Below are 17,642 nucleotides of genomic sequence, written 5' to 3' on the forward strand. Positions count from 1 at the left end.
ACTTTGAAAATTTTAATAATTAATCAAATTCAGGTAAAAATAATCCTTTTTTGCTGATTTTAAGGTAGTTCTATTTTAGATAGAGCTATTTTTGATTAGTTTGGAGATTAATTTCAAACTAAAACCTATTTTGATTTCAGAACTTTTTTACCCGTTTGTTTCTCATTTAAGGAGGAGTAGGAAAACTTTACATTGTTCTCGTCTACACTTGTTCCAGAAATTAAAATTCCCTGATCATAGTTATCTGTGAATGAAATTTTGCGTAAAATATCATTTCCCTGCCAGGCACCCTGTTTTAAGCCGTTTTTAATAACTCCTTTTTGGGTTACAAATTTATCTTTTTCTTCATATTCTCCATTTCCGTCAACTACGGTTTGATTTTTATTTTCATCCCAAAAATTAATAATTAAAGTTTGAGCTGTTTTGGTTTTAGGATTCCACGAATTCTGTTTCTCCCACTTTTTACTTTGATTTTCGTACCAATTAATCTCTTTGCCCACTTTATGGTCTTCAGAATAATTTACAACAGATTCTTTCGATCCATTTTTGTAATAACAAATAAACTCGCCATCTTTTTTTAAAATGTTTCTGTCTAAAGTGCAGCCTGTCATTTTTTTTCTTCCGTTTTTGTAAAAATCGGTTACAACGTAGCGCGCGCTTTTTTGAGAATAATTAGTAATTACTCTGGTGTAGACATAATTTTCGGGAGTAGTTTCATGATTTAATGAGTCAAGGAAAATTTTCTTTGAAACAATATTAATCTGCCCAAATAGATTGACTGAACTTATAAGAAGAAATATGATGAATACATTTTTTTTCATTCAGATCTATTTTTGATACATTAAAAATAGGTCTTCTAGAATAACTTAGCAACTTCTTGATTAACAAACTCCAAAAATCTTTCATCTGCTTCTGTAAATGGGTCAATTACGTGACTGTCAATATCAATTTGACCAATGTTTACTCCATTTACAAATAACGGAACAACTATTTCAGATTTTACTGTTAAACTGCAGGCAATATAATTGTCTTGTGCTTTTACATCGGACACAACAAAATTAGCATTGCTCTCGGCAACCTGGCCGCAGATGCCTTTCCCAAATGGAATAACAGTATGATCCGTTTCTGCACCTACATATGGACCTAAATGAAGTGTTTTGTTTTCGTGATTTGCAAAATAAAAACCAACCCAGTTGTAATATTCTACATTTTCGTTTAATAATTGGCAGACAGCTAATAGTTTTTTGTCTCTAACTTTATTGTTATCAGATACTATAGCACTTATTTTTGGTTGTAATTCTTGAAATGTCATGATTTGAAAATTTTATACAAAAGTATTTAAAGCTGAACTCAAAAAATACATAAATTTGAAAAAAAAATCTGTTGAAAAAATATCTAACCCAATTCAAGCCGTTTTTAATTTTTATAGGTACTTTTTTTGCAGTTTATATTGCATTAACGCTATTGTATAAATTTTATTTGAACAGTTTTAAAGCTGATGAAGTCGACGGAATTACAAATTTGGTTGGCCGTAATGTTGAGCAGCTGCTTCATGCTTTTAATTTTGATATAAAAGTTCAAAAAAGCCTTTCCAATTCCTGGTTAGAAGTTCTGTATAACAATCATTATATTGTTCGAATTATAGAAGGCTGCAATGCCATAAGTGTTATTATCTTATTTATTGCTTTTGTGCTTGCTTTTTCGGGGAAGTTTAATGTTACCTTATATTATATCCTGTTCGGAATCGTGTTTATTTATATTTTAAATATTGCCCGAATTGCTTTATTGACCATTTTGTTATTTCATTTTCCTGAAAAAAATCATCTTTTGCACGGCGTTCTTTTCCCGTTAATTATTTACGGAACTGTTTTTATTTTATGGATTATTTGGGTTAATAAATTTTCGAAGTATGCTAAATAAAATAAGAGAAGAAAAAGAGAAAGTTTTTATTTCGATACTTGTTATTTGCTGTTTTGGATTGATAAGAGCTTTTGAAAGTTCTCTGTTTTATGATCCCTTCTTAGATTATTTCGAATCTGATTTTAATAATATAAAATTACCAGAAGTCGATTCGTTAAAACTTTTTCTGAATCTTTTGCTTCGATTCATTTTAAATACCGCTTTATCTCTTATTCTAATTTATACCCTTTTTAAGGATAAAGGAATTTTAATCTTTAGTTCCTTTTTATATGCATTTTTTTCAATCGTTCTTTTTGTAATGTTTTTTATAATTGTCGAATATTTTCCAGAGAAAAGCTGGCTGTTATTTTATGTTCGAAGATTTATCATTCAGCCTATATTTGTGCTTTTGTTTATTCCTGCATTTTATTATCAGCTTCAAAATTTAAAAAAATAACATTTCATTTAATTTTTATTTGAGCCTTTTTAAATACTTTTGCAATATGAGTTTAAAAAAGTGCACAGTATTATTTTTAGCGTTCCTATTGTTGGTTTCCAACATTGGGTTTGCTTTTAATGTGCATTACTGCGGAGGAAAAATAGCTTCCGTATCTTTAAATACTTCAGCCTCTGCATCACCAGAGAAAAAATGCTGCGGTGAAAAAGAGAAAAAATCATCTTGCTGCAAGGACAAAGTTGTAAAATTTGAAAAAAAATCAAGCGATGCAACTTTTAAAATTTTCTTTTTCCAGCTTGCATTTCCGGCTGTAATTCAGGAATACAAACCAATTGCGTTTTTGTCAATTCCAAACTTCAAAAACAATCAGGTTATTTCGTATTATTCAGATGCGAATGCGCCCCCCTTATTCAAATTATACAATCAATACATTTTTTATTCCTGATTTTAATATTTAGAATCAAGCCTGTTTTTTATGGCTTACAATGAACTGTTTGAATGTTTCTTGTTTGAAGAAACTTAAAAACAGAATTTCTAAATAACATTAAAATCTTTTTTTATGCCAAAAAATATCATGCTTTTTGCGATGTTTTTGCTTTCGGTTTCTGTGTTTTCACAAGAAAATTTAGAGGAAGTAAAAGTCAAAAAAAAGCAAAAAGGAATTACAAAATCCTACACAGTTACCGCAAACACATCTTTAATTACGAGTAAAGAACTTTTAAAAGCAGCATGTTGTAATCTTGCCGAAAGTTTTGAGACAAATCCATCAATTGATGTCAATTTTTCTGATGCTTTAACAGGAACGAAACAAATCAAAATGCTGGGTTTAACAAGTCCGTATTTAATGATAACAGAAGAAAATATTCCTTCAGTTCGCGGAGCGTCACAAGCCTACGGTTTGTCTTTTACACCCGGAACCTGGATTGAAAGTGTTCAGATTACCAAAGGTGCCGGAAGCGTTATTAATGGTTACGAAAGTATTTCGGGACAAATAAATACCGAACTTTTAAAGCCGTTAAGTGATATTCCATTCTTTCTGAATGCTTATGGTTCAACTGATTCACGGTTTGAATTGAATACACATTTTAATAAAAAATTATCTGATAAATGGGCAACAAGTTTATTTGTTCATGGAAATGCTCGTGTTGCTAAAAATGACATGAACGATGACGGTTTTTTAGATAATCCGTTAGGAAAACAAATTAATGTACTGAATCGTTATCAGTATTATGATCCCGAAAGCGGTTTGGTAAGTTTTATCAATTTCAGGTATATGAATGATAAAAAGCAAACTGGGGAAGTTGATTTTGATAAAGACAGAGATCGCGGGACTACAAATTATTGGGGTTCAGAAATCAATACAGAACGTTTTGATGTGTCAACAAAAATTGGATATGTTTTTAAAGATATGCCCTATCAAAGCATCGGATTTCAGAATGCTTTCAACAGCCATAAACAAGATTCATATTTTGGTTTAAATCAATATGATATCAAGCAGAATAGTTTTTATTCGAATTTAATTTTCAATTCGATTATCAATAACACGAAGCATAAATTTACAACTGGCTTAAATTTTTCATACGATCAATATCAGGAGTTTGTTAACGTTGCAGATTACAGCCGAATCGATAATTCGGTTGGAGCATTTTTTGAATACACGTATGATAACACAGATAACTTCAGCATAATTTTAGGAGGAAGAGTTGACAATCATAATCGTTTAGGTTTTTTTGCTACACCGAGACTTCATGTTAGGTATAATCCTTGGAAAAACGGAGTAATTCGTTTTTCTGCCGGAAGAGGAAAACGTTCGGCGAATATTTTTGCTGAGAATCAGCAGCTTTTTGCAAGTTCGAGAACATTTTCAATTTTAGATAACAGCGGAAAAATTTATGGTTTGAATCCGGAAATTGCATGGAATTACGGAGTTAGTTTTTCGCAGAAATTTAAACTTTTCGGTAAAAATGCCGATGCTGGATTTGATATCTACAGAACCGATTTTCAAAATCAGGCCGTTGTCGATTTAATGCAGAGTCCGCAAGAAGTTTTGTTTTATAATTTAAAAGGAAGTTCTTTTGCTAATAGTATTCAGGTTGAATTTAATTACGAGTTAATTCACAACTTAAATTTAAGAACGGCTTATAAATATTATGACATTCAAACAGATTATTTAAGAGGAACTTTTCAGCGTCCGCTTCAGGCAAAACATCGTTTTCTTGGAAATTTAGAATATGAAACAACTTTGAATAATGATAAACAATGGAAGTTTGATTTTACCTTTAATTGGTCTGGGAAACAACAGCTTCCTTACACAGCTTCAAATCCTGCTGAAGACCAGTTTCCTGATTTTTCGCCTTCCTATGCTGTTATGAATGCTCAGGTTACAAGGGTCTTTTCGCCAGTTTTTGAGGTATATATTGGGGGAGAAAATATTGGAAATTACAAACAGCAAAAAGCAATTTTAGGAGCAAATGATCCTTTCGGACCAAATTTTGATGCTTCTGTTGCTTATGCGCCAATTTTTGGGCAGATGTATTATGCCGGATTACGATTTAAGATAAAATAATTATTTAATATCAATATCAATATCAATATCAATATCAATATCAATATCAATATCAATATCAATATCAATATCAATAATAAATTTATAACACTAAATAATAGACAATGAAAAATTTGATTTTAATTGCAATGATAACTTTTTTAGGATTTTCGGCTCAGGCTCAGGCTAAAAAAAATAAGAATTTAAAATATACTGTAGAAGTTAACGGAAACTGCGAACAATGTAAAAAACGTATTGAAAAAGCTGCATTTGGAGTTCCGGGCGTAAAAACTGCTTCCTGGGATATTAGTTCGCATCAGCTTACTGTTATTTTAAACGAAGAAAAATCTTCTCCACAGGATTTGAATGCCGCTATTGCAAAAGTGGGACATGATACAAAAGAAGTAAAGGCCGCAGATGCTGATTATGAAAATCTTCATTCTTGCTGTAAATACGAGAGAGAAAAATAACTAAAAAAGCCCGAAGATCAACTCGGGCTTTTTTAATAGTTAATTTATCTTTAAAATATGGCTTTTAATTGTGGTTAAGGTAAATTATTGTTAATTTCACAAACTTATAAGTATAACCAAATTCGTTTTATGAATAATTTTGAGTGGACCCAGTTACTAAACCCTGAATTCTATATAACTTTAAGTATCGGAGGTTTTGAGATTGGGTTATTTATTGTTCTGTTTATAGTTTTTGCTGAAACAGGACTTTTTGCAGGTTTCTTTCTTCCAGGAGACAGTTTGCTTTTTCTAGCTGGAATTTATAGCCGCGACTTAATTCAAAATGTTGTTTATATTCCGGGAGATTTTATCAATGTATTTTTGCTTTCTACAGCCGTAGCAATTATGGGAGTTTTAGGAAACATGACGGGTTACTGGTTTGGGGCAAAAAGCGGTTATTATTTATTTAAAAAAGAAGATACATTTTGGTTTAAGAAAAAATACCTTTTGCAATCCAAAGATTTCTTTGAAAAATACGGAGGGAAAGCAATCATTTATGCACGTTTCCTGCCAATCTTTAGAACTTTTGCACCAATTATTGCCGGAATAGTTTCTATGGATAAAAAGAAATTTATGTTTTATAATATCTTAAGTTCTTTCTTGTGGTCATTCATTTTAATCTTTGCCGGACATTATTTGTATGGTGTCTTTCTAAAACAAGGAATTGATTTAAAAGAGCATATTGAATATATTATCATTATAATTGTTCTGATATCTACATTCCCGGTTTTACTTAAACTTTTAAAGAAAAGACCAACTGAAAAAATATAATCTCAATAGAAAATAAAAAAAGTCCGAAGCTTAAAAACTTCGGACTTTTTTTATGTATGAATTTCTATTTAAATGAATCAGTTGAATTCTATCGTATTTCTAATATAGCCCGCGGATTCAATCGTGAATACTCTATAATATATGTTAGATCCATATTTCATTCGTGTTCCACGGTTGTAACAATTAACAATTATAGGAATTACCATTCATTCACTTTATTGGCATCCATTTTTAAGAAGATGAACAATAAAATAGTGAATCCCCAAAGTCCAGATCCTCCATAAGAAAAGAAGGGCAGAGGTACCCCAATTGTTGGGAAAACACCAATAACCATTGCAATGTTTACAAAGAAATGTATAAATAAAATTCCGGCAACACAATAACCATATACCCGGCTGAATTTAGTTTTTTGCCTTTCGGCTAAATAAATTACCCTCAGAAATAAACCTGTAAAAAGTAAAATAACAACCAAAGAACCTGTAAAACCCCATTCTTCACCAACTGTTGTAAAAATATAATCGGTATGTTGTTCAGGAACGAATCCTCCTTTAGTTTGTGTTCCTTCTAAAAAGCCTTTTCCAAACCATCCTCCAGATCCAATAGCAATTTCAGATTGATTAGTATTATAACCAATTCCTTTCATGTCTACGCTTTTTCCTAAAAGAATATTGAAACGGTCTCTGTGATGCTGTTTAAATACATTGTCAAATACATAATCAACAGAAAGAACAAATCCAGAGATAAGTACCAATAAAATACCACTTAAGATGATATTTCTATCAACAGCTCTTCCCTTAAAATGTATAATAATTAGAACACCTAGTGCAATTAAAATAACCACATAAGGCTCTAGAATAAGTGTTAATACAAACAATAGAATGGTAATAAAACCAGTCCAAACATACCAGGATGGCAATCCTTCTCTAAATAAAACCAGAATAAAAACACTATAGATTAACGCACTTCCCGGATCGGGTTGCGGTAAAATAAGTAATACCGGCAGGAATACAATTGCTAATGCCTGAAACTGCCTGTTTGTTTCTTTGAGGTTAATTTGTGTATCACTTAAATATTTGGCTAGTGCCAATGATGTAGCTGCTTTTGCAAACTCTGACGGCTGAAGCGTGAAACTTCCTATTGCATACCAGCATCGCTGGCCGGCAATTGTTTTTCCAAAGAGAAACAATCCTGCCAAAGACAATAATGCCACACCAAAAATAATACTAGCGTATTTTTCGTAAAATTTTCCATCAACAAAAAGGACAACAAAAATTAGCGGAATTGTACATCCAATAAAAATTAATTGTTTTTGGTACGTTCCATCGGTTGATAATAATGAAGAGGAATAAATATTCAGCCACCCCAATGTTACCAGCGCGATATAGATAAAGACACTTATCCAGTCAATGTTATTTTTTACACTTTGATTTTTCATCTGAAATAATCTTAATTCTTTTTAGTAGTGTCTATTGTTGTTTTTTTAACTTCTGTTTTTGGAGCAGTTACCGTTGTTTTAGGAACTACAATCTTAGCTTTTAAAACAGAATCTTTTGGTGTTGACTCGATTGCGCTTGCTTCGTTCATTCCGCCTAATTTGGCATATTCACTCGCTAAACTTTTATTTAAAACACGAACTTCCAAATCAGTTCTTGTGATTTTCTTTCTTAAATATTTTTCGATCATTAAACTGGCAATTGGTCCTGCAACAGTTGCTCCAAAACCTCCATTTTCAATCATAACTGCAATTGCAATTTTCGGATTGTCTTTTGGTGCAAAAGCCACAAAAATAGAGTGATCTTTAAGTTTTTCTCTTTTACCGTTTATTTTGGCATAATTCTCGGCTGTTCCCGTTTTTCCACAAATATCAATTCCGTTTACTCTAAGGGCATAAGCGGTACCTTTGTTGTAAACATCAAACAACCCGCTAATAACCGGAGGGAAATATTTTTGATCAATAGTTGTGGTGTGTTTTTCTGTAAACTTAGGATCTATTTTTTTGCCTTCAATTTTTTTAATGATATGAGGTGTATAATAATAGCCCTGATTCGCAACAGTTGCCATCATATTTGCTAATTGAATTGGGGTCATTAAAACCTCTCCTTGTCCAATAGCGTTTGATACAATAGTTGAACTTCGCCAGCCTCCGTTAGGGTAGATTTTTTTGTACGTTTTTGATGTTGGAATATTCCCTTTTTTACCAGTTGGTAAATCATATCCCATAAACTGCCCTAAACCAAAACTTTTTACGTGGCCACTCCAAACATCTACTGCTTTACCCGGATCAGAATATTTATTAATCGTTAACATATACGCCTGCCCAAAGTAAGTGTTGCAGGAATTATAAATTCCATTATGCAATTGATGAGGTCCAAAACCGTGACATTTCATAAAACGACCACCGCCATAACTAAATCCATGATGACACATAAAAGTAGTCTGCTCATTGATAACGCCTTCCTGCAGTGCCACTAAACCAGTTAAAATTTTAAATGGAGAACCCGGAGGATATTCGGCTAAAAGCCCGCGGTCATATAAAGGTTTTGCAATAGAATCATGATATAACAGCGTATAGTTTTTGGATCTCTGTCTTCCAACCAAAATACCCGGATCATAAGAAGGAGCAGTAACTAATGCTAATATTTCGCCAGATTTTGGTTCAATAGCAACAATTCCGCCTCGTTTATTAATCATTAATTCTTCACCGTACTTTTGAAGTTCAGCATCAATACTTAAATTAATATCTTCTCCGGCAACGGCAATGGTATCGTATTTTCCTTCTTTGTAGGCGCCAATTTCTCGGTTATATTTATCCTTTTGAATATATTTCACACCTTTAATGCCGCGTAAAATATCCTCGTAACTTTCTTCAACACCTTGTTTTCCAATTAAATCACCACTATTGTAATATGGATTTTTGGCAATAAGATTTTCGTTTACCTGTGTGATAAAACCAAATATATTCGCACCATAATCTACTTCGTAATCACGTAAAGAACGCTTTTGGAAATAGAAGCCCTCATATTTTCTGATTTTCTCCTGAAAAGCAGCAAATTCGGCTTTATTTAACTGAGATAAAAATACAGATGGAAGCCTAGGGCTGTAAACCCTGGCCTTTGCAATTCTTTTTTCGTAATCATCTCGTGTAATGTTTAAAAGGGCACAGAATTCAGCAACATTAAGATTTTCTTTAATATCTCTTGGAATTACCATGATATCATATGAAGCCTGATTGGCAACTAACAACTTACCATTTCTGTCATAAATATAGCCGCGCTCCGGATAGTCATAGACTTTCTTAATCGCATTATTTTCTGATTTCAATTTGAATGAATCATCAACAATTTGCAGATAAAATATCCGAATCACTAGCAAAGATGCTGCAATAATAATTAAAGAGGGCAGCAGAACTTTTCTCATCGTTTATTGGGCTTAATAATGTAAATTATTATAATTGAAGTGATTATTGTAAAAATAGAACTAAATAGTGTTCGCAGTAAAATGTCGAATATGAATTTAAACTGAAAAGCTTCTAATGTAAATAGTACAATATGATGTAATAAAACAGAAACTAGTATAAATGAAAACCGTTCAGGTGTTAAAGATTCATTAAGTTTAATGGTTTGATATTCATAGCTTAATCCGAACGAAAACTTAAAAATATACGGTCGATAGTAAGACAGTATAACGCAAGCTGTAGCATGAATTCCGCCAGAATTACAAAACATATCCATTACTAATCCCAATAAAAAACTGGAAATAATTAATCCCGCTCTGTTGCTGTTTACCGGGTATAAGATAATGTATAAGATATATGGAAAAGGACTTATGTATCCTAGAAAATTCATGTTGTTAAAAATAACAACCTGAATTGCCAGCAACATAATAAATCGAAAAATATTTACTAACAAAGCGCTACTCATTTTTTTCCTTGCTTTTGTTTTCTAGATTAATAAGTTCTTCTCTGTCCTTACTCTTAATAATGTATACATGACCTAAATTTGTCATATCGTTAAAAAGTTTAACTCTTATAACATAAAAACTTGAATTGTCTTTTTTGTATATATTTTCTACAGTACCAATATTGATTCCTTCCGGGAAAATTACAGATTGTCCTCCGGTAACGATAGTATCTCCTTTTCTTACAGAGGCTAACCTAGGAACATCTTCAAGCTGTACAAATCCGGTACTTTTTCCGTCCCAGGTTAAAGAACCAAAATGATTTGTCTTTTTTAGTTTAGCATTTATCTGTGATTTCATATTCAAAATGCTGACCACAGTTGAGTAATTTGTTGAAGTATTGTCAATAACCCCAATAATTCCTAAGCTGTTGATAACACCCATATCTTGTTTAACTCCTTCTTTATTTCCGGAATTAAGTGTAATATAGTTTTCGTGTGTGCTGTAAGAGTTGTGAATTACTTTTGAAACGATGATATCAGCAGGTTTAACCCCTTTTATACTGTCTGCCAGTGGTACTTTGGTTGTGTCTTCTTTATTAAATAAAAGACTTTTTAATCTTGCGTTTTCAAGTACAAGCTCGTCGTTTTCGGTTCTTAAATTCAAATATTCGTTTACATGATTGATTCTTTCGTAAACACCTCCGCTCAAAAAATTTGCGGAACTGATTACTCTGCTTCTGTGGTAGGAATGCGATTGAATTGTGAGAGTCAACGAAATACCTAAAAGCAGCAAAAACAGCAATCGATTACTGTTTCTTATAATGAAATTAAAAATTTGCTGCATTTCGTGTCTGGTTATTTTGTTTCAGGATATGCTTTAAGGTTTCAAATTTTATTAGGGCCAAATATTAGAAATTTGACCCTGATAAAAATATATTGATTGTTATTTTTGAATCTTATTTGATTAAGATACTTTTAAATTTTGCGATGTTTTTAAGCGCCATTCCTGTACCGCGAACAACTGCTCTTAACGGATCTTCAGCAATGTAAACTGGTAAATCTGTTTTTTGAGAAATACGTTTGTCAAGACCTCTTAACATAGATCCTCCACCGGCTAAATAAATACCAGTATTGTAAATATCAGCAGCTAACTCAGGAGGAGTTTGAGATAATGTTTCCATTACTGCATCCTCTATACGCTGAATAGATTTGTCTAATGCTTTTGCAATTTCGCGGTAAGAAACATCAACTTGTTTTGGTTTCCCTGTAAGTAAGTCTCTACCCTGAACTGACATATCTTCTGGCGGTCCGTCTAAATCTTCGATAGCCGCTCCAATTTGAATTTTAATTTTCTCAGCAGTACTTTCTCCTACGAAAAGGTTGTGCTGTGTACGCATGTAATACACGATATCATTTGTGAAAACATCCCCTGCAATTTTTACAGATTTGTCGCAAACAATTCCGCCTAATGCGATAACGGCAATTTCTGTAGTACCACCACCAATATCAACAATCATGTTTCCTTTTGGCTGCATGATATCGATACCAATACCTATTGCGGCTGCCATTGGCTCGTGAATCAAATAAACTTCTTTCCCATTTACTCTTTCACAAGATTCTTTTACCGCTCTCATCTCCACCTCGGTAATACCAGAAGGAATACAAACTACCATGCGTAATGCAGGAGTAAACATTCTTTTTTTCAATGCAGGAATACTTTTAATGAACATGTTGATCATTTTTTCCGAAGCATCAAAATCGGCAATTACACCATCTTTCAAAGGCCTTATGGTCTTGATGTTTTCATGCGTTTTACCTTGCATCATGTTGGCTTCCTTACCAACAGCAATGATTTTGCCTGATATTCTATCACGTGCAACGATTGATGGACTATCAATAACAACTTTATCATTATGAATGATTAAAGTGTTTGCGGTACCAAGGTCTATCGCAATATCCTCGGTCATGAAATCAAAAAATCCCATAAGTTTTTTAGGGGTTTAAAATGTTATAAAATTATTTATCGAACAAAGTTAAACAAATTAATGTTTAAAATGACGAGTTCCTGTAAATACCATTGCAAGATTATTTTCATTGCAATAATTTATGCTTAATTCATCTTTTATAGAACCTCCCGGCTGAATTACTGCGGTTATTCCCGCTTTTTTAGCTAATTCTACACAATCCGGAAAAGGGAAAAATGCATCACTCGCCATTGAAGCACCCGTTAAATCAAATCCAAAAGCTTTTGCTTTGTCAACTGCTTGAACTAAAGCGTCAACTCTTGAAGTCTGACCTGTACCAGATGAAATTAATGTTCCGTTTTTTGCAAACACAATCGTATTTGATTTTGTATTCTTGCAAATTTTTGAAGCAAAGATTAAATCTTCAATCTCCTGAGCGGTAGGTTCTGTAATTGTAACGGTTTTTAAATGCTCTTTATTATCTGTAATATTATTTCTGTCCTGAATTAACAAACCATTAAGACATGTTCTAACTTGTCTTGAAGGTAATTCAACTTCATTTTGAACTAAAATAATTCTGTTTTTCTTTTCTTGTAAAACAGTAATTGCATCATCATCATAACTTGGAGCAATTACAACTTCGCAGAATAATTTGTTGATTTCCTGCGCTGTAGCTAAGTCAATTTTAGTGTTTGCGATCAAAACGCCTCCAAAGGCAGATGTTGGATCACAAGCCAAAGCTGCTAAATAAGCTTCATTGATTGTTTTTCTTGAAGCTAAACCACAAGCATTGTTATGTTTTAAAATAGCAAATGTTGGTCCGTCAGTTTTAAATTCAGCAATTAAATTAACAGCAGCATCAACATCTAATAAGTTGTTGTAAGATAACTCTTTTCCGTGAACTTTTTTGAACATAGCATCAAAATCTCCAAAGAAAAATCCTTTTTGATGTGGGTTTTCTCCATATCTTAATACTTGTCCGTTATCAATACTTTCTTTGTAGATCGTTTCGTCTGTATTGAAGTAGTTAAAAATCGCACCATCATAGTGAGAAGAAACGTGGAAAGCTTTAGTAGCCAGCAATCTCCTGTTTTCAAGAGTTGTAGCACCATTTTGCTCCGTAATTAAATCTAAAAGCAAGCTGTATTCGTTAACAGAAGCAACAATTACAGTGTCTTTGAAGTTTTTTGCACCGGCACGGATTAATGAAATTCCGCCAATATCAATTTTTTCAATAATATCTTGTTCGCTTGCACCAGAAGCAACCGTTTTTTCAAAAGGATACAAATCAACAATTACTAAATCAATCTGAGGAATATCAAATTCTTTCATTTGCTGAACATCACTTTCGTTATCCTGACGATTTAAAATTCCGCCAAAAATTTTCGGATGTAAAGTTTTTACTCTTCCGCCAAGAATTTCAGGAAAAGAAGTAATATCTTCAACAGGAACTACAGGAATTCCTAGATTTTTAATGAAATCTTCTGTTCCTCCAGTTGAGTAAAGTGTTACGTTTTCCTCGTGTAATTTTCTAACGATTGGCTCTAATCCATCTTTCGAAAAAACAGATATTAACGCTGATTGTATTTTTTTAGTTGTGCTCATTGTGTAGTTATGATTTTCAGACTGCAAAAGTAGTTTTTTTATATATTATTTTAAAAGATTTAGTGTAACAATCTCTTAAAAAAATCTACTGATGAGTAAGTTAACTTTTATTAGGTTTTTGTTTTTAAATTATTGAATTTTACTTTATTGAAAAATACTACTATATGCTTCTTTATCTAAGATTGTTAAAAGAAAGTCTCAGCTTTGCAATAAGCGCTTTACGAAATAATAAACTGCGTACTTTATTATCATTGTTAGGTGTTACAATTGGTATATTTTCAATAATTGCTGTTCTGGCTGCCGTTGATTCTTTAGATAAAAAAATCTCTAAAGATTTGAGCAGCTTAGATAAAAATACGATTTATTTAATGAAATATTGCTTTGGTCCATCTGAAATTCCACAATGGAAGAGAGAACAGTTTCCAAATGTAAAATATGATGAATATGTAGGGTTGAAAAATTCTATGAATAATACAGATCAGGTGGGCTATCAGCTTTTTGTGAATCATGAAACTTTAAAGTACGATTCGAAAACGGTTGCCGATGTAAACATCGTCCCGTCTTCATTTGAAATGGTAAATATCGACGGATTGAGTTTTGATAAAGGAAGATTTTACAATGAATCTGAATCAAATTCGGGAACTGCGGTTATAGTTTTAGGATACGAGATTGCCCAAGGTCTTTTTGGAAATATGGATCCAACGGGAAAAAATATTCGCCTTTATGGGCAGCGTTTTACAGTAATTGGAGTAATCGCAAAACAAGGAGCAGGATTTTTTGGTGATAGTAACGATACGTCGGTTTATTTGCCGGCGAACTTTTTACGTCGAATGTATGGTGACAGCGACTCCATGACGCCGGTTATTGTTTTAAAACCGACAAAAGGTGTAGATATGGACGCTTACAAAGCAGAACTTGCACAAAAACTAAGAGCAATTCGCGGAATGAAGGCGGGAGAAATGGATAATTTCTTTATAAATGTACTTTCCGGGTTTACTGATTTTATCGATGGTATTTTAGGTCAGATGAATGTAGTAGGGTGGATTATCAGTGGATTTTCTCTTTTAGTCGGCGGTTTCGGAATTGCCAATATTATGTTCGTTTCGGTTAAAGAAAGAACAAATTTAATTGGAATTCAAAAGTCATTAGGAGCAAAAAATCGTTTCATATTATTTCAATTTTTATTTGAAGCCATAATTCTTTCTGTAATTGGCGGAATTATTGGTCTATTGATGGTTTGGGGAATTTCAATTATCTTAACAAAAGCGCTCGATTTTGAGTTTGTTTTAAGTTTAGGAAATATACTTTTAGGAACCGGTTTAGCGGCGCTTATTGGATTGATTTCGGGGATACTTCCGGCAATTTCTGCTGCAAATTTAGATCCTGTAGAAGCTATTCGAACAGGGATGTAGCTATTGTTTTTATTTTATATGTAATTTTTGAAGACTAGAATTGGTTAGATTTTTTTTTGTAAGTAACAATTTAAATCACTAAACAAATGAGCTTTATCTTAAAACATGTTGATACTGTTGAGTCTATTTCTAGGGAAGATTTTAAAAAGAATTATTTAGATAAAAGAAAACCTCTTATTATAAAAGAGCTTACTAAAGACTGGCCTGCAAGAGAAAAATGGTCGACGGATTATTTTAAGCAGATTGCAGGAGATATCGAAGTAAGATTAGTGGATAATTCTAAAGCAGATCCAACCAAAGTAATTAATGCCTCAATTGCTAGTATGAAATTTGGCGATTATCTCGATTTAATAAAAAGAGAGCCAACACAACTACGAATTTTTTTCTTCAATCTTTTCAAACACAGACCCGAATTAATAAATGATGTGAAAGTTCCAAAAGAATTAATGGGAGGTTTTATAGAAAGTATGCCTGCTATGTTTTTTGGAGGTTCACAAGCTATTACATTTTTACACTATGATATAGATTTGCCTCATCTTTTTCACACCCATTTTGGAGGCCGAAAACATATTATACTATTTGATAATAAATGGAAAAAACGACTTTACTGCGTTCCAAATACCACCTATGCTTTAGAAGATTACGATGTTGCCAATCCTGATTTTGAAAAATTTCCTGCACTAAAAGGTGTCGAAGGTTATGAAGTTTTTCTGGAACACGGAGATACCTTATTTATGCCAACAGGAATGTGGCACTGGATGCGCTATATTGATGGTTCTTTTTCTTTAAGTCTTCGTGCCTGGGATTCATCGATTACTCGGAAAATGGCTAGCGTTTGGAGTTTATTTATGCACGGAGCAGTTGATAGTGCAGTAAAAATAATTTTTAGAGAACGATACGCTAAATGGCGTGAGAAACTAGCTTTTAAAATTGCGGAAAAGGAATTAAGAAATGATAGGCCCAAAAAATAGTCTAATTTAGTTTTTAACTGGAAGTTTAATTTTAGTTTTGTCCCATTTGATTGAATCAGGATAATAGTAAATGTGTTTGTTGGTGTTGTTTTTATATTTTAAAACAGTATCTTCTTCTTGAGTAGTTCTTCGGATAATATAAGTGTCGATATTTTTCTTGTTTAAAAACTCAAAGAAGGAAGTGTTTTTTATAGTGTCTTTTTGAGAAGCGATAATTAAAATTTGTCTGTTTTTTTCTTTAGTCAATATGTTTTCAGAAAGAAAATCAGTTAAGTTTTTTTGAGGAATTCTAACAATGTCTTTCGGTTCTAAACCTAAAAAATGTGGAAGAGTATCATTTTCACTGCCATAACTGCAAGTGATCATGATGTATTCTTTTTGATAGAAATAAAGATTGCCCTTTTTATCAATAATCAATTGATGTTCTCCGTAAAAACCTTTTCTGGGGAATGCTACTGTTTTACTGTTGCTTTTTTTTAATGAATCAATATAATTTTGAAGTTCTTTGTCTTCATAGGAGATGATGTAAGGTTTGTTTTTATTAACAGCTTTTTCCTCTTTTTTGGCACAATTCAAAAGAAGCAAACAAATCATAAAACCAACAAAAATTCTAGTCATAAAGAATGAGATTTAAAATAAAGATATAAAAAAATCCCATCAGCCGAAGCGAATGGGATTTTTATGTTTTTAGAAGTTTTTAAAACTATCTAATATCATTATTCTGAATCAAATCAATATATAAGTTGATCTTATCTTTCAATTCTTTTCTAGGCGTGATAAAGTCTAAGAAACCGTGCTCTAAAAGAAACTCAGCAGTTTGGAAACCTTCTGGTAAATCTTTTCCCGTAGTATCACGAACAACACGCGGACCAGCAAAACCAATCAAAGCGCCCGGCTCAGAGATATTGATATCTCCTAACATTGCGTAAGATGCAGTTGTTCCACCCGTTGTAGGGTCTGTACAAAGAGAAATATAAGGTAATTTAGCTTCAGCTAATTGAGCTAGTTTTACAGAAGTTTTTGCTAATTGCATTAAAGAATAAGCCGCTTCCATCATACGAGCTCCACCAGATTTAGAAATCATAACAAAAGGTAGTTTGTTTTTGATCGCATGATCAATACCTCTTGCAATTTTTTCCCCTACAACAGCTCCCATAGATCCGCCAATAAAAGCAAAATCCATACAGCAAATTACAAGTTCTCTTCCTTTAGATTTTCCTACTCCCGTACGTACAGCGTCTTTAAGATGAGTTTTTTCCATTACATCTTTCAATCTCTCAGCATATTTTTTTGTATCCACAAAATGCAGAGGGTCTTTTGATGTCATGTTTTTATCTAACTCAACAAATTCGTTGTTGTCGAATAAAATTTCAAAATAGGTTGCGCTTCCAATTCGAACGTGAAAATCATCTTCAGGGCTAACGAATAAATTTCTCGCTAATTCGTCTGCATCAATAATTTTTCCAGTAGGAGATTTGTACCACAATCCTTTCGGAACGTCCATCTTATCTTCTGTAGCGGTCGTAATCCCTTTTTCTTGTCTTTTAAACCAAGCCATATTGAATGTTTTTTTTGTTTGAGGTTTCAAGTTTTAAGTTGCGAAACCTGAA

At 32.6% G+C, this 17,642-nt stretch carries 18 protein-coding genes; 8 read left to right on the forward strand and 10 right to left on the reverse strand.

Annotated elements, in window-relative coordinates; translation table 11 throughout:
- Nucleotides 1–125: 125 nt before the first annotated feature.
- Both ASD98_RS19630 and ASD98_RS19635 read right to left on the reverse strand, forming a co-directional pair.
- Nucleotides 126–821, reverse strand: a complete 696-nt coding sequence (locus tag ASD98_RS19630) for a hypothetical protein (protein ID WP_056207704.1) — start codon at nucleotides 819–821, stop codon at nucleotides 126–128.
- A gap of 35 nt (nucleotides 822–856) precedes the next feature.
- A complete protein-coding gene (locus ASD98_RS19635; protein WP_056207706.1) occupies nucleotides 857–1,312 on the reverse strand; it encodes a GAF domain-containing protein in 456 nt (151 codons plus the stop codon).
- A 71-nt stretch (nucleotides 1,313–1,383) separates the two neighbouring features.
- Between ASD98_RS19635 and xrtF the strand changes: the two genes are divergently transcribed.
- The 6 genes from xrtF to ASD98_RS19665 all read left to right on the forward strand — a co-directional run bounded on the left by xrtF (nucleotide 1,384) and on the right by ASD98_RS19665 (nucleotide 6,181).
- Nucleotides 1,384–1,920, forward strand: a complete 537-nt coding sequence (xrtF, locus tag ASD98_RS19640) for an exosortase family protein XrtF (RefSeq protein ID WP_056207707.1) — start codon at nucleotides 1,384–1,386, stop codon at nucleotides 1,918–1,920.
- Nucleotides 1,910–2,356 (forward strand): exosortase F system-associated protein, encoded by a 447-nt coding sequence (locus ASD98_RS19645; protein WP_056207710.1) that lies wholly within the window; start codon nucleotides 1,910–1,912, stop codon nucleotides 2,354–2,356. Before xrtF ends, ASD98_RS19645 begins: the two co-directional genes overlap by 11 nt.
- Nucleotides 2,357–2,402: 46 nt before the next feature.
- Nucleotides 2,403–2,801 (forward strand): hypothetical protein, encoded by a 399-nt coding sequence (locus ASD98_RS19650; protein WP_056207713.1) that lies wholly within the window; start codon nucleotides 2,403–2,405, stop codon nucleotides 2,799–2,801.
- 114 nt (nucleotides 2,802–2,915) lie between these two features.
- Nucleotides 2,916–4,922, forward strand: a complete 2,007-nt coding sequence (locus tag ASD98_RS19655; RefSeq protein WP_056207716.1) for a TonB-dependent siderophore receptor — start codon at nucleotides 2,916–2,918, stop codon at nucleotides 4,920–4,922.
- Nucleotides 4,923–5,026: 104 nt separating this feature from the next.
- Nucleotides 5,027–5,371, forward strand: coding sequence for a heavy-metal-associated domain-containing protein (locus ASD98_RS19660; protein WP_056207721.1), 345 nt, complete (start codon nucleotides 5,027–5,029; stop codon nucleotides 5,369–5,371).
- Between the two features lie 129 nt (nucleotides 5,372–5,500).
- Nucleotides 5,501–6,181 (forward strand): DedA family protein, encoded by a 681-nt coding sequence (locus ASD98_RS19665; protein ID WP_056207725.1) that lies wholly within the window; start codon nucleotides 5,501–5,503, stop codon nucleotides 6,179–6,181.
- 199 nt (nucleotides 6,182–6,380) lie between these two features.
- Here ASD98_RS19665 and rodA read toward each other — a convergent pair whose 3' ends face one another.
- The 6 genes from rodA to purH form a co-directional block, all read right to left on the reverse strand.
- Nucleotides 6,381–7,616: a rod shape-determining protein RodA gene (gene rodA / locus ASD98_RS19670; protein WP_056207729.1), complete on the reverse strand. Its 1,236-nt coding sequence runs from the start codon at nucleotides 7,614–7,616 to the stop codon at nucleotides 6,381–6,383.
- An 11-nt stretch (nucleotides 7,617–7,627) separates the two neighbouring features.
- Nucleotides 7,628–9,598 (reverse strand): penicillin-binding protein 2, encoded by a 1,971-nt coding sequence (mrdA, locus tag ASD98_RS19675; RefSeq protein WP_056207732.1) that lies wholly within the window; start codon nucleotides 9,596–9,598, stop codon nucleotides 7,628–7,630.
- On the reverse strand, nucleotides 9,595–10,101 hold the full coding sequence (locus ASD98_RS19680) for a hypothetical protein (RefSeq protein WP_056207736.1): 507 nt from the start codon (nucleotides 10,099–10,101) through the stop codon (nucleotides 9,595–9,597). The genes mrdA and ASD98_RS19680 overlap by 4 nt, the downstream gene beginning before the upstream one ends.
- Nucleotides 10,094–10,924 carry a rod shape-determining protein MreC gene (mreC, locus tag ASD98_RS19685; protein WP_056207739.1) on the reverse strand — a complete coding sequence of 277 codons (831 nt, stop codon included), beginning with the start codon at nucleotides 10,922–10,924 and terminating at the stop codon, nucleotides 10,094–10,096. Before mreC ends, ASD98_RS19680 begins: the two co-directional genes overlap by 8 nt.
- A gap of 112 nt (nucleotides 10,925–11,036) precedes the next feature.
- Nucleotides 11,037–12,065, reverse strand: a complete 1,029-nt coding sequence (locus ASD98_RS19690) for a rod shape-determining protein (protein WP_007804822.1) — start codon at nucleotides 12,063–12,065, stop codon at nucleotides 11,037–11,039.
- Between the two features lie 57 nt (nucleotides 12,066–12,122).
- On the reverse strand, nucleotides 12,123–13,649 hold the full coding sequence (purH, locus tag ASD98_RS19695) for a bifunctional phosphoribosylaminoimidazolecarboxamide formyltransferase/IMP cyclohydrolase (protein ID WP_056207742.1): 1,527 nt from the start codon (nucleotides 13,647–13,649) through the stop codon (nucleotides 12,123–12,125).
- Between the two features lie 164 nt (nucleotides 13,650–13,813).
- Here purH and ASD98_RS19700 point away from each other — a divergent pair, with 164 nt between their 5' ends.
- Nucleotides 13,814–15,061, forward strand: a complete 1,248-nt coding sequence (locus ASD98_RS19700) for an ABC transporter permease (protein WP_056207746.1) — start codon at nucleotides 13,814–13,816, stop codon at nucleotides 15,059–15,061.
- Nucleotides 15,062–15,147: 86 nt separating this feature from the next.
- Nucleotides 15,148–16,032 (forward strand): cupin-like domain-containing protein, encoded by an 885-nt coding sequence (locus tag ASD98_RS19705; RefSeq protein WP_056207749.1) that lies wholly within the window; start codon nucleotides 15,148–15,150, stop codon nucleotides 16,030–16,032.
- A 6-nt stretch (nucleotides 16,033–16,038) separates the two neighbouring features.
- Here ASD98_RS19705 and ASD98_RS19710 read toward each other — a convergent pair whose 3' ends face one another.
- Nucleotides 16,039–16,650 carry a hypothetical protein gene (locus ASD98_RS19710; protein ID WP_056207752.1) on the reverse strand — a complete coding sequence of 204 codons (612 nt, stop codon included), beginning with the start codon at nucleotides 16,648–16,650 and terminating at the stop codon, nucleotides 16,039–16,041.
- An 85-nt stretch (nucleotides 16,651–16,735) separates the two neighbouring features.
- The gene (gene accD / locus ASD98_RS19715) at nucleotides 16,736–17,590 is read right to left on the reverse strand and encodes an acetyl-CoA carboxylase, carboxyltransferase subunit beta (RefSeq protein WP_026728501.1); all 855 of its coding nucleotides are present in this window, start codon (nucleotides 17,588–17,590) and stop codon (nucleotides 16,736–16,738) included.
- Nucleotides 17,591–17,642: the final 52 nt, after the last annotated feature.

The organism is Flavobacterium sp. Root186 (genome assembly GCF_001428525.1).
In the GTDB taxonomy this organism is placed as follows: Bacteria; Bacteroidota; Bacteroidia; order Flavobacteriales; family Flavobacteriaceae; genus Flavobacterium.